The organism is Streptomyces rectiviolaceus (genome assembly GCF_039533825.1).
Classification (GTDB): Bacteria; Actinomycetota; Actinomycetes; order Streptomycetales; family Streptomycetaceae; genus Streptomyces; species Streptomyces rectiviolaceus.
Genome location: NZ_BAAAUG010000020.1, coordinates 1 through 23,232 on the forward strand (window position 1 = coordinate 1; position 23,232 = coordinate 23,232).

The following is a 23,232-nucleotide window of genomic DNA, read 5'->3' on the forward strand; positions in this document are numbered from 1 at the left end:
GGGCGCGGCACGGCGCGTTCGGCGACGCGGGTGCCGGACCCCTGCCGTGCGGTCAGCCAGCCCTCGGCGACCAGGTCCGCGTACGCGTCGGCGACGGTGTTGCGGGCGATGCCCAGGTCGACGGCGAGGGAGCGGGACGAGGGGAGGCGGGTGCCGGGGGCGAGCCTGCCGCCCCGGACCGCTTCGCGCAGGGCGTCCGTGAGGCCCTTGCGTACGCCGGAGCGGGTCGCGTCTCCCCCGGTCTCCAGGTGGAGGTCGACGCCCAAAGTGGCCCAGGATTCTCCCATGGGAATGGACCATACCTGTGGGCTATTGCGCACGTACGGTCGATGTCATGACCACGAATGACAGCACTGCCGCTCACACCACCCCCGCACACACCACCCCCGCACAGGCGCAGGCCAAGGAGTACGTCCACGAGCACGCGCCCCGCCTCGACTGGCACCAGCACGCCCCCGAGGTCTTCAAGGCGATGATCCGGCTCGACGCGGCCGCCCGTAAGGGCGTCGACCCGGTGATCCTCGAGCTCGTCAAGATCCGCGCCTCGCAGCTCAACCACTGCGCGCTCTGCATCGACATGCACAGCAAGGACGCCCTCGCGGCGGGCGAGAGCGTCGAGCGGATCATCCAGCTCAGCGCGTGGGAGGAGTCGCAGCACTTCTACACGGCGAAGGAGGTCGCCGCCCTTGAGCTGGCCGAGGCGATCACCGTCCTGACGGACGGCTTCGTGCCGGACGAGGTGTACGAGAAGGCCGCGGCCCTTTTCGAGGAGCAGGAGCTGACGCAGCTGATCGCCGCGATCACGGTGATCAACGCGTGGAACCGCTTCGGCGTCTCGACGCGTCAGGTGCCGGGCCACTACAAGGCCGGTGACCACAAGTGAGCGCCCGGACCACCCACCTCGACAAGGGCGTCGGGACCGCGATGTCCGCGCTGAGCGCGGCCGCGAAGAAGGGGCTCGGCGACCCTGTGCTCGCCGAGCTCGTGATGATCCGGGCCTCGCAGCTCAACGCGTGCGCGTTCTGTCTGGACATGCACGTGGACATCGCCGTCAGGAACGGCGAGACGGCGAAGCGTATTGCCCTCCTCAACGCATGGGCGGAGGCGGGCGAGGTCTTCAGCGAGCGCGAGCGGGCCGCTCTCACGCTGACGGAGGCGGTCACCGTCCTGACGGACGGGTTCGTACCCGACGAGGCGTACGAGGTGGCGGCCAAGCACTTCGACGAGGCCGAACTCGCCCACCTCATCGGGGTGATCACCGTCATCAACAGCTGGAACCGGCTGATGGTCAGCCGCCGCATCGAGCCGGGTGGGTACGCGCCGTGAGCCTCGTGGACGACTTCCGCTCGCTGCATCGTGGGCGTGCGCCCGGTGATCCGCTGGTCCTTCCTGGTCCGTGGGACGCGGTCAGCGCGCGGGTCTTCGTGGAGGCGGGGTTCCCGGCCCTCGCGACGCCGAGCGCGGGGGTCGCGGCGTCGCTCGGGTACGCGGACGGTGAGGTGCCGCCGGACGAGATGTTCGCGGCGGTGGCCCGGATCGTACGGTCGGTCTCCGGGGCCGTGCCGGTGTCCGCGGACATCGAGGACGGCTACGGGCTGCCGCCGAAGGAGCTGGTGGAGCGGCTCCTGGAGACGGGCGCGGTGGGCTGCAACCTGGAGGACTCGACGGGCGGGGTGCTCAAGGACCCGCACGAGCACGCGGAATGGCTGGCGCAGGTGCGTGCCGCCGCGGGCGACGGGGTGTTCATCAACGCCCGCGTGGACACGTTCATCCGGGGGAACGCCGACCCCGCTGCCGCCATCGAGCGGGCCCGCCTCTATGTGGCGGCGGGCGCGGACTGCGTCTACCCGATCTTCGCGCCGCCCGGGGCACTGCCGCGGCTGCGGTCGGACATCGACGGCCCTCTCAACACGGGTGCGAAGCCGGACGGCCCGCCGTCCTTGCGGGAACTGGGCGAACTGGGCGCCACCCGCATCACGTTCGGGCCCGGCCTGCTGCTCAGCGCGACGGAGGAGTTGCGGAAGATCGCGGCCGGCCTGCGGTAGTCGCGACGGTGGCGGGCGCCCCCGGAAGGGGCGCCCGCCACCGTGGTGTCAGCCGTTCGGCTTCAGCACCCGCCGCGAGGCGGCGGGCTGCGACGTCACTTCTTCGGGATCCACTTCTCCCACGTCGCCTTGTTGTCCTTGATCCACTTCTCGGCCGCGGCCTCGCCGGACATCTTGTCCTTGGCGATCGACATGGCGACCTCGTTCTGCTCCTCGGTCGTCCACTTGAAGTTCTTCAGGAACTTCGCGGCGTCGCCGCCGTCCTTGGCGAAGTCGGCGTTGAAGTACTTCTGCAGCGGAGTGTCGGCGTAACCACACTTGGTGGCGGCCTCGGGCTCGTTGCAGCCCTCCTTGAACTCCGGGAACTTCACCTCGACCAGGTCCATGTCGGCGTTGGCCCACAGGGGCTCCCACCAGTACGAGATGAAGGGCTCCTTGGCGGCGTACTTGCGCTGGATCTCCTTGATCTGCGCCGCCTCGTTGCCGGTGTCCTTGATCTTGAAGTTCAGCTTGTGGTTCTTGATCAGGAACTCGTCGTACGTGGTGTACGACGGGGCGGCGCCGATGAACTCGCCCTTGCCGCCACTGCGGTTGCTCTTGAAGTCCTTGGCGAACTTGTTGAGGTTCTTGTAGTCGAGGATCTCGGGGTGCTTGTCCGCGTAGTACTTCGGCACGAACCAGCCGATGTGGCCGGTGACGCCCAGGTCGCCGCCCTTGACGACCGTCTTCTTCTCGTCGATGTAGAGCTTCTGCTTCTTGGGCTGGCCGTCCCAGTCCTCCAGGATCGCGTCGGCCTTGCCGTTGTTCAGCGCGTCCCAGGCGATCGGCTCGTCGAGCTGCTGCAGGTTGACCTTCTTGACGCCGACCTCGTCCTCGAGGAGCTTCTTGGCGACCTCGGCGTTGGCGCGCGCGCCGACCCAGGAAGGCACCGTGATGGTGACCTCGTCGGCGCTGCCCGACGACTTGGTGTCGGCGGCGGAGCAGGCGCTGAGCGCGACCATGGACAGGGCGCCGAGACCGGCCAGGACCGAAGTGCGTATCCGCTGATTACGGTTCACGAGATGGTTCCCTTACGTAGCAGGAATGCAGAGTTGAAGAACATACGGGGCGCGTACGTCAGCGAAGTGCGCGTTCCTTGATTTCGGCGCCTGGCTGGGAGATGCGGTCGAGCAGCAGCCCCAGGCAGACGATCGCGATACCGGCCGTCAGGCCGAGGCCGAGGTCGCCCTTGGTGAGGCCCTTGATCACGTCCACGCCGAGCGCGCCGCCGCCGATCATGCCGCCGATGACGACCATGGAGAGGACGAGCACGACACCCTGGTTGAGGGCGACGAGCAGCGCGGGCCTGGCCAGCGGCAGCTGGACCTGCCAGAGCTGCTGGCCGGTGGAGGCGCCGAGCGAGCGGGCCGCTTCCAGGGCCGAGGGGTCGATCTGGCGGATGCCCTGGGCCGTGATGCGGATGACGGCGGGCAGCGCGTAGATGACGGAGGCCACCGCGGCGGCCGACGGGTTGGAGCCGAACAGCGCGATCATCGGGATGAGATAGATGAAGGCCGGCAGGGTCTGCATGGTGTCGAGCACCGGCCGGATGCCGCGCTCCACCCAGGCCACCCGGGCCGCGAGCACACCGATGGCGAAGCCCAGGATCAGCGTGACCACCAGGGCGGCGATCACCTGCGAGAGCGTGTCCATCGAGCGGCTCCACAGCCCCATCGCGCCGATCGCGGCGAGCGCGAGCACGACGGTGACCGCCGCACGCCAGCGTCCCGCGAGATAGCCGAGAACACCGGCCACCAGGAGCATCGCCCACCACGGGGTGGCGAGCAGGGCGTCGAACAGCGGGTTGATGCCCCAGCGGATGAAGCCGTTCGCCCAGGTGAGGGTGCCGCCGATGACCGGGATGCCGGAGCCGAGTTCGCGCTCGATCCAGCCGACGACGTCGTTGATCGGCTCGGCGATGGAGACGACCCAGTTCTCCGGCCATTCGGTGCGGCCGAGCGCCTGGCCGAGTACGACGGCGCCCGCGATCACGGCGGCCATGGCGGCCCACAGGACGCGCGTGACGAAGGCGCTGCGCGCGGATGCCGGGTCGTCGACACGTTCGCCGAACCCCGCGGTCGTACGGTCCAGCCAGATGGCGATCAGCACGATCGCGATACCGGCCGGAGCCGCGAGGCCCACGTCGAGGGTGGAGATCGCCATGAAGATCGGGTCACCAAGACCGCCGGCGCCGACCACCGTGGCGAGCACGACCATCGAGAGACACATCATGATCGTCTGGTTGAGGCCGAGCAGCATCGGCTTGCGGGCCAGCGGGAGGCGGGCCGTCCACAGCCGCTGCCAGGCGCTCGCGCCAAGGGACCGGGAGGCCTCAAGAGCCGCCGCGTCGGCGCCGCGCAGGCCGAGCGAGGTGAGCCTGGCCATCGGCGGGGCGGCGTAGATGACGGTCGCCATGAAGACGGCCGGGGTGCCGACGTCGAACATCAACACGAAGGGCAGCAGATAGGAGAAGGCCGGAAGCACCTGCATGGTGTCGAACACCGGCCGCAGGATGCGCTCGGCACGGTCCGAGAGCCCGGCCGCGAGGCCGAGAAGCACACCGAGGAGACCCGCGACGGCCACACAGACGACCATCAGGGCGAGGGTCTCCATCGCCTCTTCCCACACGTCGAGCACGCCGATCACGGCGAAGGTGCCGAAGGCGATGCCCGCGAGGGTCAGCGCGCGGCGGCGCAGGTTCGCCCCGCCCGCGTACCAGGAGATGAGCACGGCGGCGACGGTCACACCGATGAAGCCGAGGGTCTCCAGACCGCTGAGCACACCCTCCACCGCGGACTCCGAGGCGTTGCTGATGTGCAGCAGGAAGTACAGGAAGATCGGGTGGGTGTCGCGGTGCTGCGCCATCCAGGTGGCGACGTCGTCGAGCGGCGAGCGCACGTCGAAGGTCAGGTCGGACGGCCAGACGCCGTTCGCCGTGACGGCCGCCGATACGACCGCGACAAGCACGGCGCAGAGCAGCAGGATCGCCTTGGGGTTGCGCAGGAACCCGGCCAGCGGCCCGGGGCCTTCGGGAGGAGGGCCCGGCGGGGACACGCGGTCCTTCTTCTCAAGGACGGCAGTCGGGGCAGCACTCATACAGCCGCCACCTCCTTGTCCTGGGGGTCGCTGTCGAGGCCCGCGACCACGGCGAGGAGCTGCTCGTGGTCGACGATGCCCAGCGTGCGTCCGTTGTCCACGACGCGGCAGTACGACCCGCTGCGCGCCACCGCCTCGATCGCGTCGACGACCAGCGTGTCCGGGCTGATCGCGGCACCGGACTCGGCCTCGTCGCCCTCGGCGGGGCGCATGGCGCGGCGTACGGAGATGACCTGCTCGCGCGCCACGTCCTGGACGAAGTCGCGGACGTAGTCGTCGGCCGGGTTGGCGACGATCTCCTCGGGGGTGCCGAGCTGCACGATGGCGCCGTCCCGCATCAGCATGATGCGGTCGCCGAGGCGCAGCGCCTCGCTCAGGTCGTGGGTGATGAAGACCATCGTGCGGCCCTCTTCGCGGTGCAGGCGGATGACTTCTTCCTGCATGTCGCGGCGGATCAGCGGGTCGAGCGCGCTGAACGGCTCGTCGAAGAGGAGGACTTCGGGGTCGACGGCGAGGGCGCGGGCCAGGCCCACGCGCTGCTGCTGGCCGCCGGAGAGCTGCGTGGGGCGGCGGTCCTCAAGGCCTTCGAGGCCGACCTTGGCGACGACCTCCATGGCCTTGGCGCGGCGCTCGGCCTTGCTGACGCCCTGGATCTCCAGGCCGTACGCGACGTTGTCGAGGACCGTGCGGTGCGGAAGGAGGCCGAAGTTCTGGAAGACCATCGCGGCCTTGTGGCGGCGCAGTTCACGCAGCTCGTTCTTGTCCATGGCGAGGACGTCCTTGCCGTCCATGGATATGGAACCGCTGGTCGGCTCGATGAGCCGGGTCAGGGTTCGCACCAGCGTGGACTTGCCCGATCCTGACAGGCCCATGACGACGAAGACCTCGCCCCGCTGGACGTCGAAGCTGACCTCCCGCACGGCCGCCGTGCAGCCGGTGCGCTCGCGCAGCTCGGCGGCGGAAAGACCCGCGAACTCCTCGTTGCCCGGGATGCGCTGCGCCTTGGGCCCGAAGACCTTCCACAGGTCCCTGACGGTGAACACGGGCGCCGCCGCGTCGGTGGCGGGCGTCTCGGGAGAAGGCGTCTTCTCAGTGGTGGTGGTCATCGGACATCACTCCCGGTCAGCAGTTCCACGCACTTTTCCCCGACCATGAGCACTCCGATCATCGGGTTCACCGCAGGCATCGTCGGGAAGACGGATGCGTCCGCGATGCGGATTCCTTCGAGGCCCCGGATCCGCAGTTCCGGGTCGACCACGGCAAGTTCATCAGCGGAAGCGCCCATTCGGCAGGTTCCCGCAGGGTGGTAGACAGTGTGCGCGGCTTTGCGCACGAGTTCGCTGATTTCGGCGTCCTCGGTCACTTCCGGACCGGGGAACACTTCACGCTTGAGCCACTTGGCGAAAGGCTCGGCCTGCGCGACCTTGCGGGCCAGCTTGATCCCGTCGACCAGGGTCTGCCCGTCGTAGTCCTCTTCGTCCTCGAAGTACTTGAAGTCGAGGGCGGGCTTGACCTCCGGGTCGGCCGACGTCAGGTAGATACGGCCGCGCGCACGGGACTTGGTGATGTTCGGCGTCATCGAGACGCCGTGCTCCGGGCGTTCGTAGCCCAGGCGCTCCGGGTTGTCCGTGAACGGGATCTGGTAGAAGTGGAACATCAGGTCAGGACCCTTGTGGTCCGGGTCCCGCTTCACGAACAGGCCCGCGTCGGAGTCCATCGCGGAGTTGCCGGGGATCGGTCCGTTGGTCTCCCAGACGATGACCGACTCGGGGTGGTCGATGAGGTTCTCGCCGACACCCGGCAGGTCGTGCGTGACGGGGATGCCGAGGGCCTGAAGATCCTTGGCGGGGCCGATGCCGGAGTGCATGAGCAGACGGGGCGTGTCGACGGCGCCCGCGCAGACGAGCACCTCGCGGCGGGCGGTGAGCAGCTGCTCCTCGCCCTCCTTCGTACGGATGTGGACGCCGCGCGCGGTCTTGCCCTCGAGCTCCAGCTTGGTGGCCCACGTCTCCAGGAAGAGGTGGAGGTTCGGGCGGTCACCGGCCTCCATGTGGGGGTGGAGGTAGGCGACGGACGCGGAGGAACGCTTGTTGTTCTCCGGGTGGTACGAGAGGTCGAAGAAGCCGACGCCCTCGTCGAAGGGCTTGTCGTTGAAGCCGACGACCTCGGGGATGCCGAGCGCGTCCTGCGCGGCCTCGACCCAGTCGGTGGCGATCTGGTTCTGGTCCTTCTTGGCGACGCGCACGATGTTGTTGCGCAGCTTGCCGAAGAAGGGGTCCATCGCGGCGGCGCCCCAGCCGGTGGCGCCCGCCTCTTCCCACTCGTCCCAGTCGGACGGCAGCGGCTTGAACGAGATCAGGGTGTTGTGCGACGAGCAGCCCCCGAGGACCTTGGCGCGGCTGTGCAGGATGTGCGAGTTGCCGCGCGGCTGCTCGGTGGTCGTGTAGCCGTAGTCGAGGTCGCCGCCGAGGAGGCCGAGCCAGCGGCGCAGCGTGAGGACGTCCTCGCGGTCGATGTCGCTGGGGCCGCCCTCGATGACGGCGACGGTGACGTCCGGGTCCTCGGTGAGGCGGGACGCGATCACCGAACCGGCGGTGCCGCCGCCGACGATGACGTAGTCGTACTCGGTGGTCTCAGCCATGCGTGCTGCTCCTCTTCCTGCGAGGTGTGGTGCAAGGTGCTTGCGCGTATTGAGCGGGGAGTGCTCGGAAGTGACGGACATACATACGTGCGCGGGGGCGGGACTGCCACCCCCGCGCACATGTCTACGAGTCGGGCCTCAGCCCGCGAACCAGCGGACCGGCTGCGGCGCGAGGTTCTGGTAGATGTGCTTGGACTCGCGGTACTCGGCGAGCCCGGCGGGTCCGAGCTCGCGCCCGACGCCGCTCTTGCCGAAGCCGCCCCACTCCGCCTGCGGAAGGTAGGGGTGGAAGTCGTTGATCCAGATGGTGCCGTGGCGCAGGCGCCGGGCCATGCGGCGGCCCAGGCCCGCGTCGTTGGTCCAGACGGCGCCCGCGAGACCGTACTCGGTGTCGTTGGCGAGCGCTACGGCCTCGTCCTCGGTGCGGAAGGTCTCGACGGTCAGGACCGGGCCGAAGACCTCTTCGCGCACGACGCGCATCTCGCGGTGGCACTGGTCCAGGACGGTCGGCTCGTAGAAGTAGCCGGTCGCGGGGCGGACCTCGCTGGGCTCGGGGCGCTTGCCGCCGGTGCGCAGGACCGCGCCCTCCTCAAGGGCGGAGGCGACGTACATCTCCGTCTTCTCGCGCTGCTGCTGCGAGACGAGCGGGCCACACTCGACGCCGTCCTCGGTGCCGCGGCCGAGCTTGATCTTGCTTGCGCGGCGGGCGAGTTCGGCGACGAAGCGCTCGCGCACCGACTCCTCGATGATGAGGCGGCCACCGGCGGAGCAGACCTGCCCGCTGTGGATGAAGGCGGCGTTCAGCGCCTGGTCGACGGCGGTGTCGAAGCCCTCTTCGGTGGCGCAGGCGTCGGCGAAGACGACGTTCGGGTTCTTGCCGCCGAGTTCGAGGGCGACCTTCTTGACGCCGAGTGCCGCGGCCTGCGCGACCTTGGTGCCGGAGACGAGGCCGCCGGTGAAGGAGACCAGGTCGACGTCGGGGTGGTCGGACAGGCGCGCGCCGACGGTGTGGCCGGGTCCCGTCACGATGTTGGCGACACCGGACGGGAGCCCCGCCTCGACGAGCAGCTCGATCAGCGCGACCGTCGTCAGCGGAGTGACCTCACTCGGCTTGATGACGAAGGTGTTGCCCGCGGCGAGCGCGGGGGCGATCTTCCAGCTTGCCTGGAGGAGCGGGTAGTTCCACGGCGTGATCATCGTGCAGACGCCGACCGGCTCGTGCACGACGACGCTGTGGATGTCGTCGGAGCCCGCGTCGACCACACGGCCCGCGCCCTCGCCGATCACCAGGTCGGCGAAGTAACGGAAGGCGTCGGCGACGCAGTCGACGTCGACGCGGCCCTCCTCGACGGTCTTGCCGGCGTCGCGGCTCTCCAGGAGCCCGATCTTCTCCCGGTCGCGTACGAGGAGGTCTGCCACGCGGCGCAGCAGTGCGGCCCGTTCGGCGACGGGCGTGGCCGGCCACGTTCCGTGGTCGAAGGCCTCACGTGCGGCGGCGATGGCCGCGTCGGTGTCCTCGGTGCCGCCCTCGGCGATCAGCGCGAACGGCTTGGCATCCGCCGGGTCGAGGATCTCGCGCGTGGCGCCGGAGAGGGCGTTTCGCCACTCTCCGCCCACATGGATGGTCTGTTGTGCGGACACGTCCCGTTTGCCTTCCGTTCCTGTCATACGCCCCGCCTGTCACTCGCGGTAGCCGGGTGCACATGCCCCGAGGCGGAGAAACCATGCGCATTACATAACTGAAAGTGCGCTGTGTCACTGCGCGTGCAGGCACCTGGGGCGAAACGTACGCTCGAAGAGGGGTTTGCCCTTGGAGGTGGCGCTATGCGTGGAATATCCAAGAGGCGTGCCTGGGGTACGGCGGCCTGTACGGCGGCCGCGCTCCTGGTCGCACCGGCGGTCGCGCTCGCCGACACGGAAGACCTGAGCGCACAGGAGATCTCCGACAAGGCGGAGCAGGAACTGCTCGACGCGAAGTCGGTCCGCCTGGAACTGGGGCAGAAGGGCACGGACGTCAAGAAGGACGATCCCGCCGCCATGGACCTCGCCCTCGACCAGGACGGCAACTGCGCCGGCACACTGCGGATGGCCGACGACGGCGGCAGCCTCGAACTGATCAAGCAGGGCGAGAAGATCTGGATGAAGCCCGACCTCGCCTTCTGGAAGGCGCAGCTGCCGGGCGGCCAGGGCGAGGCCGCGGCCGACCTCATCGGGGACCGCTATCTGTACGGCACCTCCGACGACCCGATGCTGGAGGACATCGCCGAGGCCTGCGACCTCGACACGATCCAGAAGGAGATCAAGGACGAGGCCGGTGACTCCACGGACCTCAGGAAGGGCGACACCACGAAGGTCGAAGGCGCTGACGTCATCCCGATCACGGGCACGGACGACGGCAAGAAGACGACGATGTACGTCGCTGCCGAGGGCGCCCCGTACCTGGTCAAGGCCACATCGGTGGGTGATGGGACCGACTCGACGCTGAAGCTCGGCGACTACGACAAGCCGGTCCCGTCCAAGACGCCGTCCGAGGAGGAGTCCGTGGACGTGTCTCAGCTGCAGGGTCAGGTGACGGACAAACCGAGCACGTGAGCGCCCTGCCGGTCGGCCTACGCGTCGTCCTCGTCGAGGTCCGCGGGCTCGTCCTGCACGGCGAGCCCCGCCACCCACAGCGGCATCAGCCAGTGCACGACGAACGCGGTGAAGAGCACCGGGAAGAGCAGCCCTTCGGCCTCCCATCCCTGGTACGCGGCGATCCCCGCGCCGACCGCGGCAGCCAGGAGCAGCCACAGCATCACCTGACGGGCACGGGCCGCGACGCGGACCCGCTCCGCGCGCTGCCGCTCGTCGAGGGCGCGTTCGCGCAGTTCGAGAAGGCCTCGCGTGGCGCCGTTGATGACGCCGGTGGCGACGCACCACGGCAGCAGAAGGCCGAGCATCGTCCACATCGCCCAGCGCTGATCACCGACGACCGTGAGCAGCCAGGCCGCGACGCTCGCCACCGTCAGCGCGATGTGGGCGCCGACCGCGAACCGCCTGCGCGCGGCGGTGGCGTACATCGGCGCCCCCTCGCGCCGGTTCATGAGCGCGAACATCCGCCGGTCGTACCCGGTCATCGGCTGCGCCGACCTCTCCCGTACCTGCTGGCCCGTCATCCCTGACTCCTCCCGTAGACCTCGTCCGTGAGCGGGCGGAACGGCTCGAGGGAGAACAGCGCCTCCACCGGCAGTCCGAAGAACACCGCGATCTTCAGCGCCAGGTCGAGGCTCGGGTTGTACTGCCCGCGCTCGATGTAGCCGATGGTCTGGTAGTGGACCCCCACCGCCTCGGCCAGGCTCTGGCGCGACACCTTCCGCTCCGCGCGCACCATCGCCAACCTGTTGTGCACTTGCTCGCTCATGTATAAGAAGTACTACATCGATGAGCAGGTACGCAACAGAACTCATCCAGCAACTTGCAGCGGGCGGAGAGACCGGATCAGTCAGCCGGTGTCCGGCTCGGGGCAGATCTCGTCCGGCGGGCAGAACCACGACAGGGCGGTGGCGATGAACTCCTCCTCGTCGTCCCTGCCGTCCGTGTCGGAGCCGTACACCGCCAGGGCGTACAGCTCGCCGTCCACCGCCTCGAAGCGATGGTCGATGACGTGCCACGTACCGCTGTCCGGTCCGTCCTTGAACTTCTCGGCCACGTATTCGAGACGGGCCGCCGGGCGTCCGGCGTCGTCCATCCGCTGCAGCGGGGCGAGCTGGTCGAAGCCGCCGGGCATCGGCGTCTCGTCAAGCCAGGTCCGCAGCGATTCGTACGGGGACGACTCGCTCACCCGGTACACCTGCAGCCGCCGATCCCCTTCTGGGCTGAGGTAGTTGATGACGTTGAAGCCCTCCGCCGGGTCGACCACGTGGCGGACCCAGCCCCGCGGCACCGCGAGCCGGAAGCCCTCCTGGTCGAACACCTCCTCGTACGGAGCCGGCGGTACGCCCGCGGGGGTCGGCGCCGCGGTGTCTCCCTCGGTGCCGGTGCCCGCGTCCCCGCTCTGCGCGGGCTGTTCGAGCACCGTCAGATACCCCGTCGGCCGCGGCTCGTCCTTCCAGCCAAGCGCCCACGCGCCGAAGGCAAGGCCGCACACCGCAAGGACCGTCACGGCACCGCGCAGCGCCTTGCCCTGGCGCACCGCGTCCCGGTCGTGGAGCTCCGCGACATGCCGCTCCTGCTCGTGGCCGACCCACTCCTGGCGGTCGGCGTCGAAGATCCGCACCGCTCGTCCCTCAGCCCGTGACCTGGGCGATCGCCTGGAGGACGGCCGTCACGGACGCGGCCGTCGCGGCGGCTGCGCCGTACTGCTCCAGGCGGGCCCTGAGCCTGCCGAGCAGTCCGCTGTCGCCGTGCCCCGCGCGGCCGATCTCCCGCTCCACCTCGCCCAGTTCGGCGTCGAGCGCCTCGTCGTCGGCCGTCAGCTCAGCGGCCTGGTGCAGCTCGCCGCGCAGGGCCCGGACCTGGGTGAGCAGGTGCTGCTGCCTCGGGTCGGAGACCACCACCGTCTGGTTGGTGGACACGGCCCTGCCGTGCGCGCCGAAGGCCTGCGAGCCACCGGTGATCGAGCCGATCTGGACGTGCGCGCCGCCGCCGTTGTCCCCGTCGCCGCTCATGCCGTGCTCCTCTCGGTGGTGTGCGTGGCCTGGCCGTGGGAGCCGGTGGCGATGGCGCCGCCGGACATCTCCCCGATGTAGACCCCGCTGTTGTTGATCTGCGTGATGTTCTGTTCGAGGCGGTCCGTGCGGAAGCCGCCCGCCCGCAGCGCGTCGCGGACGCCCTCGCCGATGCGGTCCTGGAGGGTGCGGGTGTAGCGGGCGACGTCCATCTCCTGGAAGAGCGAGAGCTTGTCGGTGCTCGCCAGTTGGCGCAGCGAGACCAGCGGCGCGTCCGGCGGGGCCTGCACGGGGCGGCCGATCCCGAGCCAGGAACACGCGGACCGCAGGGCGCGCGCGGCGGGGGCCGCCTCTTCGGGGGCCTCGGGCTGGGCGAGCCAGAGCCGGAAGGACGGCACGAGCGAGGGCAGTGCGCGCAGGGCGGCGATGCCGATCGCCACACCGGCCGCCGGACCGTCGACGCAGGCGCGCAGGGCGTCACGGACCGGGCCCTCCGGCTCACGGGCCACGATCGTGTCGACCTCGCGGAACTCGGGGACGATCGGCCCGAGCACGTGCGGCACCACTTCGAGGACCAGCATGCCGCCCTGGGTGTGCACCCTGACCAGGAGCGAGACGACGACCTGTTCGTTCCAGGCGCCGACCCTGATCCGCAGGAAATGGCGCCGCGCCTCCCCGCCCTCACCGGCCGCCCGTTCGAGATGCCGGGCCGCCTGCCCGGCGTCGTAGAGCCCCGCGGTCTCGTACCCCCGTCCGGTGTAGAGCTGCTCGTCGCGGCCCACGCCGGCGGGGAGATAGACGAACTCCTCGATCTCCAGGTCCCGCAGCCGGTCCACGCTGGTGGCAGCGGCGGACCTGCGCAGGTCCTTCAGGCGCGGCTCGATCATCTTGATGACCTCGCGCGCGGCGAGCGGTTCGTACGCGCGCTGAGCAGGCACCCCGCCGGTCCCGCCGACCCCGCCGTCCCCGCCGTCCTTCTCCGTCTCGGCGCGCTGCAGCTCAAGGACGACGGACCACGGCTTGCGCGGCTTTCCGGCGCCCACGAAGGGGCGGTTCGCGTCGTAGAGGGTGACCGGTGCGTTCTGCTCGCGGTGGATGCAGTCGACGATGCGGGAGAACCGCCGTGGGATGCCGGGCTGTTCGGTCTCGGCGAAGGCCTGGCGGGCGAGCTGCGTGCGCAGGGTCCGCTTGCGCAGGAACTGATGGCGCCACACCACCGCCGCGACGAGCAGCGGGAAGATCACGGGATACGGGGTGTCCTTGACCTCGGCGATCGCGGAGAATCCGTACGCGGCGGCGCACCACCACGCGAACGCGGTCACCAGCCAGCCGATCCGGCGCCGCAGCCAGGCAAGCAGCGGGGGAAGCTCCATCCGCCGCAGGGTCCCGCCGTCCGCTCCCCGCCCCGAGACAACGCGCGCCAGCCACAGCAGCAGGACCACCGCGGCGTACCCGATCGCCCAGCCGCCCGGCACGAAGACACCGAACGTGCCGTCGGGGCCCGAGTCGACGAAGTCGTCCGGATCGAGGGCGAGCAGGGCGAGGTCGCCACCGGAGACGCCCGACTCACCGCCCCTGGAGTCCTCCAGGGCGTCCCAGATCATCACCGCGTCGGTGACGAGGAACCCGATCCACACGGCTGCCAGGAGCAGCGCGGTGACCAGTTCCTCGCGCCGGGCGCGCAGCGCGTGCGCGAGCACCGGAAGCACATCGGCGCCGAGCGGCGGCGCCACGGGGCGCTCCGCGTGACCGACGAGTTCTGAGACGACCCTTCTGCGGAACACCGCGTCCAGGTGGACGCCGGCACACAGCAGTCTGGTGGCCTCGGTGTTACCTGCCATGGCCAACTCCGTTGAGATAAAGCGGAATTGGATGGTAACGGAGCGTGTGCGCACGGGCCACGGAAAGGTGACCATGCCCCTCGAACAAGTGAAGCTCAGCCCTCGTGCGGGTGATGATCCCCGCTGTCGCGCAACAGATCCCGCACACACTCCCGCAGCCACGCGTGGGCCGGGTCCGCGTCGTGCCGGGGGTGCCAGGCGATGCCGAGCGGAAGCACCGGCAGGTCGAGGGGGATCTCGAAGGTGACAAGGCCGAGGGTGTCCGTCAGGGGCCGCGCCCAGGAGACGGCGAGGCCCACCAGGTCGGTGCGCAGGAGGATGAAGAGCGACGAGGGGTACGTCCCCACGCTGCCCACCACCCGGCGCGTCAGCCCCCGTTCGGCGAGCGCGGTGTCCAGCGGCCCCTGCAGCCGTCCCCGCCGGGAGACCGTGATGTGGTCGGCGGCGGCGAACCGCTCGGGGGTCAAGGTGCCCCGCAGCAGCGGGTGTCCGGGGCGTACGACGCCCAGCATCCGGTCGTCGCGCAGGTGCTCCACCCGCACCTCGGGCGCGACCGTGTCGATCACACCGGCCTCCAGGTCGGCCGTGCCCTCGCGCAGCACGGGCGCGTCCACGTGGCTCTCGCCGAGGAAGCGGATGCGGACGCCGGGCGCCTCGGCGGCGGCGCGGGCGAACAGCGCGGGGCCGTGGGCGGCGGCGATCGAGTCCTGCCCGAGGACGGTGAAGGTGCGGGACACGGTGCGCAGATCGGCCGCTCCCGGCCCGGCGAACAGGGCCCGCGCACGCTCCACCACGGCGCTCACCTCGGCCCGGACGGCGAGCGCGTGCGGGGTCGGCACCATCTGCCGTCCCGCCCGTACGAGGATGGGGTCGCCCAGGGCCTTGCGGATGCGGCCCAGGGTGCGGCTCATCGCGGGCTCCGACAGGTGCATGCGGCGGGCGGCGCCCGACACGCTCTCCTCGTCGAGGAGGACGTCGAGGGCGAGCAGGAGATTGAGGTCGAGGCCGCTGCCGGGATGACCCGGTTCGGATTGCGTCACACGCATACACCCCTTGCAAAGGTTGCACTGGAGATCATGTGAGGAGCGAGCCTACGGTGAACGGGCATCCCACACCACGACGCTCCTTGGAGGAGCCTTGCCCTCGCCTGCCCAGAACCGGCTCAAGCGCTCGGCCGAACTCACCCTCTGCGCCTGCGTGCTCGTCGCGCAGGGCATGGTCGCCGCCATCAACCTCCTCATCCCGCAGCTGAGTTCGTCGTCGGTCCACCCCTCGCCGAGCGAGCTGCTGTGGACGGTCGACGCGTACGTCATCGTCTTCGCGGGACTGCTCATCCCCGCGGGCGCCCTCGGCGACCGGTACGGCCGCAAGGGCGCGCTGCTCTGCGGACTCGGCCTCTTCGCCCTGGGCGCCACGGTCAGCGCGCTCGCCACCGGACCCGTCCAGCTGATCGCCGGACGCGGTGTCTCCGGTGCGGGAGCCGCGCTGATCATGCCCGCCACGATGTCGATCCTGGTGCGCACCGCATCGCCGGAGCACCGGCCGCGGGCCATCGCCTCCTGGGCGCTGGCCGCCGGGCTCGGCGGCTTCGCGGGCAACGCCGTCGGCGGCCTTGTCGGCCAGTACCTGCCGTGGCGCGCGCTGTTCTGGCTGATGGTGCCGCTCGCCGCGCTCCTGGCTCTCGCCGTGGTGCGCACGGCTCCCCGTACGGAGACATCGGTCGAGGCCGCCATCGATCCGCTCGGCGCGGCCCTCCTCACCGGCGGGCTGTTCGCGGTGCTCTTCGGCATCATCGAGAGCCCGATGCACGGCTGGACGTCGGCGCGCATCCTCGTCGCGTTCGCGCTGGGCGCCGCCCTCATCGGCGCGTTCGTGGCGCACGCCCTGCGCTCGCGGGCTCCGCTCTTCGACCCGCGGGTCTTCAGGTCACGCCGGCTGCGGGCGGCGACCCTCGGCACGGCCGCGTCCTTCTTCGGCCTCTTCGCGCTCTTCTACGTCAACTCGCAGTACCTGCAGTACGTGAAGGGGTACGGCGCCGCCCGCGCGGGCCTCGCCATCGTCCCGCTCACCATCGGCATGGTGCTGGTCCCCAGGCTCGCCGCCCGCTGGTCGCACCGGCCACGCCCGCTGGTGGGCGGCGGACTGCTCCTGATCGGGCTCGGCCTGCTCGGCGCGTCCACGGCGGACGCGGGCACGCCTTACGCGGCGTACGCCTGCTGGCTGCTCGTCATCTCGGCGGGCACGGGAATGTGCATGCCCGCCCTGACCCTCGGCGTCGTCTCGTCGCTGCCGCCGCACCAGGCGGGTCTCGGCTCGGGCCTCGGCACCTCGGCCCGTGAGGTCGGCGCGGCACTGGGGGTGGCCGTCACGGGGACGGTCATGGCCTCGCACCCGGGGGAGTTCACCTCCGGGATGGAGTCGGCGCTGCGGATCGTGGGGCTCGTGGTGGTGGCCGCCGCGGTGCTCGTCACCCTCGGCCACCGGACCGGACGCACGTCGCCCCCGGCTGCCGATCGAGTGGCCGCCGGGGGCGAGGTGGACGAGCGTGCGCGTACGGCCGGGGCCGTACGTGACGGGTCTTAGATGAGGCCGAGACCGCGGACCGCCTCGCGCTCCTCGGTGAGCTCCTGCACGGACGCGTCGATGCGCGTGCGCGAGAACTCGTTGATGTCCAGGCCCTGGACGATCTCGTACTTGCCGTCCTTGGTGGTGACGGGGAAGGAGGAGATGAGGCCCTCCGGAACGCCGTACGAACCGTCCGACGGGATGCCCATCGAGGTCCAGTCACCGGCGGCCGTGCCGTTCACCCACGTGTGGACGTGGTCGATGGCGGCGTTGGCGGCGGAGGCGGCCGAGGACGCGCCACGGGCCTCGATGATCGCGGCGCCGCGCTTGGCGACGGTCGGGATGAACTCGTCGGCGAGCCAGGACTGGTCGCCCACGACGTCCGCGGCGTTCTTGCCGGCGATCTCCGCGTGGAAGATGTCGGGGTACTGGGTGGCCGAGTGGTTGCCCCAGATGGTGAGGCGCTTGATGTCGGAGACCGGGGCGCCGGTCTTCTTCGACAGCTGCGAGAGCGCGCGGTTGTGGTCCAGGCGGGTCATCGCGGTGAAGCGCTCGGCCGGTACGTCCGGGGCGGCGGCCTGCGCGATGAGCGCGTTGGTGTTGGCCGGGTTGCCCACGACGAGGACCTTGATGTCGTCCGCGGCGTTGTCGTTGATGGCCTTGCCCTGCGGCTTGAAGATGCCGCCGTTGGCGGAGAGCAGGTCGCCGCGCTCCATGCCCTTGGTGCGGGGGCGGGCGCCGACGAGGAGGGCGACGTTGGCGCCGTCGAAGGCGACGTTCGGGTCGTCGCTGATCTCGATCGAGTTCAGCAGCGGGAAGGCACAGTCGTCGAGCTCCATGGCGGTGCCCTCGGCGGCCTTCAGGGCCGGAGTGATCTCCAGGAGGCGAAGGTTGACCGGCACGTCCGCGCCGAGCAGGTGGCCGGACGCGATGCGGAAGAGCAGCGCGTAGCCGATCTGGCCGGCCGCGCCGGTGACGGTGACATTCACGGGAGTGCGGGTCATGGCGATCTCCGTAAGACAGCTGGCGGTGGGGGTCCCTGCCCCTTGTGCTGGATCCCCTGCCGACGCCCTCGTCGATCGCCTCTCGATGATCGATCTCTTGGCATCAAGAGAGATCCGCCGCCAGGCTATCGCGCCCCGCCGAACCCCGAACCCCGGGAGGGTGTGGCCCACCCCACAAAGATCCACCCTTGCTGCCGGCGGCGGTTCGGAGGCGCCGTCCGGCCCGCCACGAAATTCCCGCGAAATCGACAGGCATGTCTTCGGCATGCGAGGGCACATGCAGCAGTACCCCCACGGGAGTGGCCACACCCCCGGGCGGCCGCCACGCTCCCCCCCCCTGAGGTGGTGGCCGCCACCTCCCGGGGGTCGTACCTACTTCGGGTCGTACCTGCTTCGGGGGTCGTACCTACTTCGCGCGGCCCGTCACTTCGCGCGGCCCATCACTTCGTGCAGCCCGTCTGACCGGCCTTGAGCGTCGCGCACGCCTCCGCCGACGCACCGTCCTTGACGGCCACCATCGGTGTGTACGCGTCCAAGTCCGCGTTCACGGTCCCGTTCTGCTTGGCGCCCTGGCCGGAAATGGTGACCTTGTCGCCCGGCGCCGCCTGCGTGATCCTCGCCCAAGCCGCGCCGCACGTCTTGCTGTAGCGGACCTCGACCAGGGCCTTGCCGACCGTCGCGCGCGTCGTCGTGGTGGCCAACTCGCCGCCGCAGCCCATGGTCTCCGGGTCCTTGCCGGTGCAGTTCTTGCCGCTGCACTCGACGCCCGCGGGCAGATCCTTGTCGCTCGTGCTCGGCGACGCCGGCGGCTTGGCACTCTCGTCGCCCTTGTCGTCCTTGCCGAAGTCCGTCAGGAAGACGGCGGCGGCTATGACGACGAGCGCGCCGACGACGCCCGCGAGGAACATGGTCAGCTTCCTGCGACGCCGCTGCCGGTCGGGCGAGTCCCCGCCGCGGTTCGGCTCGACCGGGCCGGGCGGCGCCGCGACGACGCCCAGGTCGCCCCCGCTCCCAGGTCCGTACGACGGTGACTGCGGTGCCTGCGGTGACTGATGTGCCTGCGATGCCTGAGGTGTCTGAGGTGCCTGAGGCGGCACCGTGGGCGAGACGCCCGCGGGGCCCGCGACTCCGGTGACGCTTCCGCCACGGCGGCCGGGACGGTCGGCGGAACCTACACCCGCACCCGCGCCTGCCCCCGCGCCCGCCGCGCCGTTGTGGCGCGCCGCGCCGGAACTCCCCTTGCTCTTGGGTGGATTCGGCCCCATCTCTCCGAGCGCGGCCCGCGCCTGGGAGATCCGGATCGCCTGCATGGTCATGTCGTGCCGCATCTCGGAGCGGCTCCAGGCGCGCTCGGCGAGTTCCCACATGGTGATGAGGTGAACGGGATTGGTGCCCGTCACCTCGGCGAGCGCGACGATCGCACCCTTCGGGGCGAGCAGCCGCCCGTTCAGATAACGCTCCCACGACGTCTTGCTGTACCCGGTGCGGTCCGACACCGCGGCGATGCTCAGACCACTGCGGTCGACGAGCCGGCGCAACTGGCTGGCGAACTCCCTGACCTCCGGATCGAGCTCATCCGGTAGTGCCTTCCAACGAGGCATTACTCCCCCTATTCCCCCCGTACGTGCCAACGTGCCCCCGCGCGTGGTTCCCCCCGCTCTGCCCATGAGGCAGCCCCCGCTGCTCCCGCCATGGGCTACCCAGAGGGATGCCGAAAGTCAGGATGTCAGTTCCCGGACCGGGGGCGCACGGGAGCATTCGGGCCACTGGCGTGCACCGTCGCACTCCGTGCGGTCCAACGTCCAGTGTCCCACCGCTGTCCCGGTCCACGATGCGGAACCCCGGGTAGCGGCCCAGGACATCCAAAACCATCCGGAATGTAGGCCTTGCACCTTTTGCGCGCTCGGCGGCACCACCTGTTGCCGGCCGGGAACACCATTGCGGAATGGTCACCTCCGTGCCACAGGGGCAAGGCATCCCTTGTACGGGGTTGGCGGGGGCATGACGCTGGATCCCGTTGGAACGGCCCCCCACAAACTGGCGGCGCCCGTCCTCCCACGGGGGAGAGGACGGGCGCCGTCTTCTTGCGTCACGGTGTCCGGAGCAGCGCTCAGGTGGTGATCGTCCGGTGCAGCGTGTCGCCCAGGAACGGGATCTCCAGCCACGGATTCGGCTGCGCCATCATCGCGAGCAGCACGATGGCGAGGCCGAGGGCGCCGTACGTGACCATGTCCGTGAAGCGCGAACGCACCGCAAGCATGCCGACGCCGGGCAGCGCCCACCGCATGACGGCGCCCGCGATCAGCGCGAGGCCGATCAGTATCGTGCCGACGCGGAACACGTCGAAGGCCGTGAGCAGCAGCCCGATCCCCACCGTCGAGAGCACGCTGAGCAGCGGCCACTGCCGGGCGGGCGCGGGGGCGTCGCCGGGCGCGGCCCGGCCGCCGCCCTCGGGCCGCGCGGTGTCCCGGGTCAGGAGCGGGAAGCGCCGCGTGGTCTTCTTCGGCCCGTCGGGACCGGGGGCGCTGACGGCGCCCTTGGCCTCGGTGTCCTCGACGGCCTCGGCGTCCGTGACGACAGCCTCCGTGACGTCAGCGTCCGTGACGTCGCGCTTCGCGGCGTCGGCCTTCGTGGCGTCGGCCGGCGATGGCCCTTGATCAGGTTCGGCGCTCATAGGGCTCACCCTTTCCCGGTTCAGCTCGCGGCGGCGGACGCGGCGCGCTCGGCGGCCTCGACGACGTTGACGAGCAGCTGGGCCCGCGTCATCGGGCCGACACCGCCGGGGTTCGGCGAGATCCACCCGGCGACCTCGCTGACACCCGGGTGCACATCGCCGACGATCTTGCCGGACTCGTCGCGCGAGACGCCGACGTCCAGGATCGCGGCACCCGGCTTCACGTCCTCGGGCTTGATCAGGTGCGGGACACCGGCGGCGGCCACGATGATGTCGGCCTTCTTCAGGTGGAAGGACAGGTCGCGGGTGCCGGTGTGGCACTGCGTCACCGTCGCGTTCTCCGAGCGGCGGGTGAGCAGGAGCGGCATGGAGCGGCCGATCGTCACACCACGGCCGACGACCACGACCTCGGCGCCGTTGATCTCCACGCCGTACTGACGGAGCAGCGTGATGATGCCGAAGGGCGTGCAGGGCAGCGGCGCGGGCTCGTTCAGGACGAGGCGGCCGAGGTTCATCGGGTGCAGACCGTCGGCGTCCTTGGCCGGGTCCATGAGTTCCAGGACGCGGTTCTCGTCGATGCCCTTGGGCAGCGGGAGCTGCACGATGTAACCGGTGCAGGCGGGGTCCTCGTTGAGCTCGCGGACGACGGCCTCGATCTCGTCCTGCGTCGCCGTGGCGGGCAGTTCGCGCTGGATGGAGGCGATGCCGACCTGCGCGCAGTCGCGGTGCTTCCCGGCGACGTACTTCTGGCTGCCCGGGTCGTCACCGACCAGAACAGTCCCGAGGCCGGGCGTGAAGCCCCTCTCCTTCAGGGCCGCCACGCGGGCGGTCAGTTCGGACTTGATCGCGGCTGCGGTGGCCTTGCCATCGAGAATCTGGGCGGTCATGACTCCATCTTCCCGGATGAGACCCGCCCGGTACCAATCAGGTCGCCCCTGCGGGCCGGCTGTGTCCCAGCTGTGTCCCGAGACCTGACCAGCTCTGTTGCACTTGCACAACACCTATGGAATGCGGCTGGACAAATAAGCCTGGCCTAAAGAACGATATGCGGCACAGTGCCGCGGGCAGTGTCGGGGGGACGGACCGCATCTGTAGAACTTTCCTCCGTGATGTGCCGCGTCGTCCCCGCATTACCCGACGGAGGAAGACCGCCATGAGTTACGGCGACCCGAACAACCCTTACGGGCAGCCGCCCCAGCAGCCCCCGGCCGCTCCCGGGTACGGCTACCCCCAGGCCCCTCCCGGCGTCCCGCCGCAGCAGGGCTACGGCTACCCGCAGCAGCCGGCCTACCCCGGCTACCAGGGCGGCAACGCGATGCAGCAGTCGATGCCGGGCCTCCTGGTCACCGCGCGCGTCTTCCTGTTCCTGATCTCGGCGGTGCAGATACTCTTCGCGATCATTTACCTCTACGTGGGTGCGATCGCCAGCGACGCCGGTGACAGCGGTGAGGACCTCGGCCTCACCGGCATGGGCGAGGCAGGTGACGCGGTCGCCGGTATCGCCATCATCGGCGCCCTGATCGCGGCCGCGCTCGCGGCCCTCTCCATCACGCTCGGCGTGAAGTTCAGCCGCGGCGGTCAGGGTGTCCGGATCACCACGGTCGTCTATGGCGCGCTCGGCGGCATCGTCGGTCTGATCGGCCTCTTCGTCGGCCTCGACTCCGGTCTCGCGACGGCCATCATCGGCCCGCTGATCTGGGTCACCTTCGCCGTCATCATCACGATCGCCCCGGTCGTGCCGAGCGGCACCGCGTGGTTCAACCGCCCCCGCTACTGAGACGGGCAACCACCGCGCACCACACGCGATTCACGTCCACGGGCCGTGCTCACCCTGTCGAGGGGGGCACGGCCCGTGGCTTCTCGCTCTACCCTGACCACGTCGGGCGTGAGGGGGGACAGGCCTTGTACAGCATCATCGTCGTGCCGCCACGGGCCACCGGGCGGGCGGAGAACGAGAAGCCGGAGCGGTCCGCGCGCGAGGCCCAACTCCGCCTCGCCCCGGGCGAGAAACTCACCTTCGGCAGATCTTCCGAGGCCAACGACCTGGCCATCGCCCACGATGGCGTCTCGCGCGCGGCCGGCGAGATCACCGCGCACGGCGCCTTCTGGATCCTGAGCAACCTCAGCGCCCACCAGACGTACGTGGTGGAGAACCCCGAGGGCGCAGGCGAGCACATCAAGGTCGGCCCCGGCCGCCTGGACGCCCCCGTCCCCTTCGAGTTCTCCCGGATCGTGCTGCCCGCGGCGGGCGAGCTCCTGCACCTGGAGGTGTGGGCGCCGCGCCACGACTACCTGTGCCCCCGGGACCGCGCGGGGCTCGCCGGGGCCACGACCCGCCCCGCCTTCTCCGTCGACCGCGCCAAGCGGTACTTCGCCGTCCTGGCCGCCCTGTGCGAACCGCGCCTGCGCGGCGCCCCGCACGCCCCGCCGCCCACCGTCGAGCAGGTCGTGGAGCGCCTCAGGCCCGGCTGGCCGGCGGCGAACCGCGCCGCCGTGCAGTGGAACATCGACTACCTCGCGGTCAAGCTCCGCCTCAAGCCCGGCCCGGACACGGCGGGTTCGGGCCCACGCCTCAACGGCAAGAAGGAGTCGCTGGTCTCGCTCGCGCTCCGTTTCGACCTCGTACGCGAAGACGATCTCGCCGTCCTCGCCCCGCCCCGCGGCGGCGTCGGCCGATGAGT

23 protein-coding genes are annotated in these 23,232 nt (G+C 70.4%); 7 read left to right on the plus strand and 16 right to left on the minus strand.

Annotation, left to right across the window (positions count from 1 at the left end; translation table 11 throughout):
- On the minus strand, positions 1–287 hold a 287-nt coding region (locus tag ABD378_RS05170), incomplete at its 3' end, for a GntR family transcriptional regulator (RefSeq protein WP_344519199.1).
- Between the two features lie 47 nt (positions 288–334).
- Here ABD378_RS05170 and ABD378_RS05175 point away from each other — a divergent pair.
- From ABD378_RS05175 to ABD378_RS05185, 3 genes are read left to right on the plus strand one after another with little or no spacing between them, the layout of a single operon-like run.
- Complete coding sequence (locus tag ABD378_RS05175; RefSeq protein WP_344519200.1) at positions 335–883, plus strand: carboxymuconolactone decarboxylase family protein; 549 nt, start codon at positions 335–337, stop codon at positions 881–883.
- Complete coding sequence (locus ABD378_RS05180; protein ID WP_344519201.1) at positions 880–1,326, plus strand: carboxymuconolactone decarboxylase family protein; 447 nt, start codon at positions 880–882, stop codon at positions 1,324–1,326. The genes ABD378_RS05175 and ABD378_RS05180 overlap by 4 nt, the downstream gene beginning before the upstream one ends.
- Positions 1,323–2,045 carry an isocitrate lyase/PEP mutase family protein gene (locus ABD378_RS05185; protein WP_344519202.1) on the plus strand — a complete coding sequence of 241 codons (723 nt, stop codon included), beginning with the start codon at positions 1,323–1,325 and terminating at the stop codon, positions 2,043–2,045. Before ABD378_RS05180 ends, ABD378_RS05185 begins: the two co-directional genes overlap by 4 nt.
- Positions 2,046–2,140: 95 nt before the next feature.
- On the opposite strand, the gene ABD378_RS05190 is transcribed toward ABD378_RS05185, so the two are convergent.
- From ABD378_RS05190 to ABD378_RS05210, 5 genes are all read right to left on the minus strand, one after another.
- The gene (locus ABD378_RS05190) at positions 2,141–3,103 is read right to left on the minus strand and encodes a glycine betaine ABC transporter substrate-binding protein (RefSeq protein WP_386544163.1); all 963 of its coding nucleotides are present in this window, start codon (positions 3,101–3,103) and stop codon (positions 2,141–2,143) included.
- A 58-nt stretch (positions 3,104–3,161) separates the two neighbouring features.
- Positions 3,162–5,180, minus strand: a complete 2,019-nt coding sequence (locus ABD378_RS05195; RefSeq protein ID WP_344519203.1) for an ABC transporter permease — start codon at positions 5,178–5,180, stop codon at positions 3,162–3,164.
- Entirely contained in the window at positions 5,177–6,286 is a 1,110-nt protein-coding gene (locus ABD378_RS05200; protein ID WP_344519204.1) for a quaternary amine ABC transporter ATP-binding protein, read from the minus strand. The genes ABD378_RS05195 and ABD378_RS05200 overlap by 4 nt, the downstream gene beginning before the upstream one ends.
- Entirely contained in the window at positions 6,283–7,821 is a 1,539-nt protein-coding gene (locus ABD378_RS05205) for a GMC family oxidoreductase (RefSeq protein WP_344519205.1), read from the minus strand. Before ABD378_RS05205 ends, ABD378_RS05200 begins: the two co-directional genes overlap by 4 nt.
- 138 nt (positions 7,822–7,959) lie before the next feature.
- Positions 7,960–9,489, minus strand: a complete 1,530-nt coding sequence (locus tag ABD378_RS05210; protein ID WP_344519206.1) for an aldehyde dehydrogenase family protein — start codon at positions 9,487–9,489, stop codon at positions 7,960–7,962.
- A gap of 156 nt (positions 9,490–9,645) precedes the next feature.
- On the opposite strand from ABD378_RS05210, the gene ABD378_RS05215 reads away from it, so the two are divergent.
- Positions 9,646–10,413, plus strand: coding sequence for a hypothetical protein (locus tag ABD378_RS05215; RefSeq protein ID WP_344519207.1), 768 nt, complete (start codon positions 9,646–9,648; stop codon positions 10,411–10,413).
- 17 nt (positions 10,414–10,430) lie between these two features.
- Here ABD378_RS05215 and ABD378_RS05220 read toward each other — a convergent pair whose 3' ends face one another.
- From ABD378_RS05220 to ABD378_RS05245, 6 genes are all read right to left on the minus strand, one after another.
- The gene (locus ABD378_RS05220; RefSeq protein ID WP_344519208.1) at positions 10,431–10,976 is read right to left on the minus strand and encodes a hypothetical protein; all 546 of its coding nucleotides are present in this window, start codon (positions 10,974–10,976) and stop codon (positions 10,431–10,433) included.
- Entirely contained in the window at positions 10,973–11,221 is a 249-nt protein-coding gene (locus tag ABD378_RS05225) for a helix-turn-helix transcriptional regulator (RefSeq protein WP_160506754.1), read from the minus strand. The genes ABD378_RS05220 and ABD378_RS05225 overlap by 4 nt, the downstream gene beginning before the upstream one ends.
- Before the next feature lie 81 nt (positions 11,222–11,302).
- On the minus strand, positions 11,303–12,076 hold the full coding sequence (locus ABD378_RS05230) for a hypothetical protein (RefSeq protein WP_344519210.1): 774 nt from the start codon (positions 12,074–12,076) through the stop codon (positions 11,303–11,305).
- A 10-nt stretch (positions 12,077–12,086) separates the two neighbouring features.
- Positions 12,087–12,467, minus strand: a complete 381-nt coding sequence (locus ABD378_RS05235) for a hypothetical protein (protein WP_344519212.1) — start codon at positions 12,465–12,467, stop codon at positions 12,087–12,089.
- Entirely contained in the window at positions 12,464–14,308 is a 1,845-nt protein-coding gene (locus tag ABD378_RS05240) for a hypothetical protein (RefSeq protein ID WP_344519213.1), read from the minus strand. The genes ABD378_RS05235 and ABD378_RS05240 overlap by 4 nt, the downstream gene beginning before the upstream one ends.
- Before the next feature lie 95 nt (positions 14,309–14,403).
- Positions 14,404–15,354, minus strand: coding sequence for a LysR family transcriptional regulator (locus ABD378_RS05245; protein ID WP_344519214.1), 951 nt, complete (start codon positions 15,352–15,354; stop codon positions 14,404–14,406).
- Positions 15,355–15,445: 91 nt separating this feature from the next.
- Between ABD378_RS05245 and ABD378_RS05250 the strand changes: the two genes are divergently transcribed.
- Positions 15,446–16,891: an MFS transporter gene (locus ABD378_RS05250; protein ID WP_344519215.1), complete on the plus strand. Its 1,446-nt coding sequence runs from the start codon at positions 15,446–15,448 to the stop codon at positions 16,889–16,891.
- Here ABD378_RS05250 and ABD378_RS05255 read toward each other — a convergent pair.
- From ABD378_RS05255 to ABD378_RS05270, 4 genes are all read right to left on the minus strand, one after another.
- On the minus strand, positions 16,888–17,877 hold the full coding sequence (locus ABD378_RS05255; RefSeq protein WP_344519216.1) for a malate dehydrogenase: 990 nt from the start codon (positions 17,875–17,877) through the stop codon (positions 16,888–16,890). The genes ABD378_RS05250 and ABD378_RS05255 overlap by 4 nt on opposite strands.
- Before the next feature lie 440 nt (positions 17,878–18,317).
- Positions 18,318–19,478, minus strand: coding sequence for an XRE family transcriptional regulator (locus ABD378_RS05260; protein WP_344519217.1), 1,161 nt, complete (start codon positions 19,476–19,478; stop codon positions 18,318–18,320).
- 509 nt (positions 19,479–19,987) lie between these two features.
- The gene (locus ABD378_RS05265) at positions 19,988–20,551 is read right to left on the minus strand and encodes a DUF3017 domain-containing protein (RefSeq protein ID WP_344519218.1); all 564 of its coding nucleotides are present in this window, start codon (positions 20,549–20,551) and stop codon (positions 19,988–19,990) included.
- A 20-nt stretch (positions 20,552–20,571) separates the two neighbouring features.
- Positions 20,572–21,438 carry a bifunctional methylenetetrahydrofolate dehydrogenase/methenyltetrahydrofolate cyclohydrolase gene (locus ABD378_RS05270; protein WP_344519219.1) on the minus strand — a complete coding sequence of 289 codons (867 nt, stop codon included), beginning with the start codon at positions 21,436–21,438 and terminating at the stop codon, positions 20,572–20,574.
- 266 nt (positions 21,439–21,704) lie between these two features.
- On the opposite strand from ABD378_RS05270, the gene ABD378_RS05275 reads away from it, so the two are divergent.
- Positions 21,705–22,328, plus strand: coding sequence for a hypothetical protein (locus ABD378_RS05275; RefSeq protein ID WP_344519220.1), 624 nt, complete (start codon positions 21,705–21,707; stop codon positions 22,326–22,328).
- Positions 22,329–22,453: 125 nt separating this feature from the next.
- Entirely contained in the window at positions 22,454–23,230 is a 777-nt protein-coding gene (locus ABD378_RS05280; RefSeq protein WP_344519221.1) for an FHA domain-containing protein, read from the plus strand.
- Positions 23,231–23,232 lie beyond the last annotated feature (2 nt).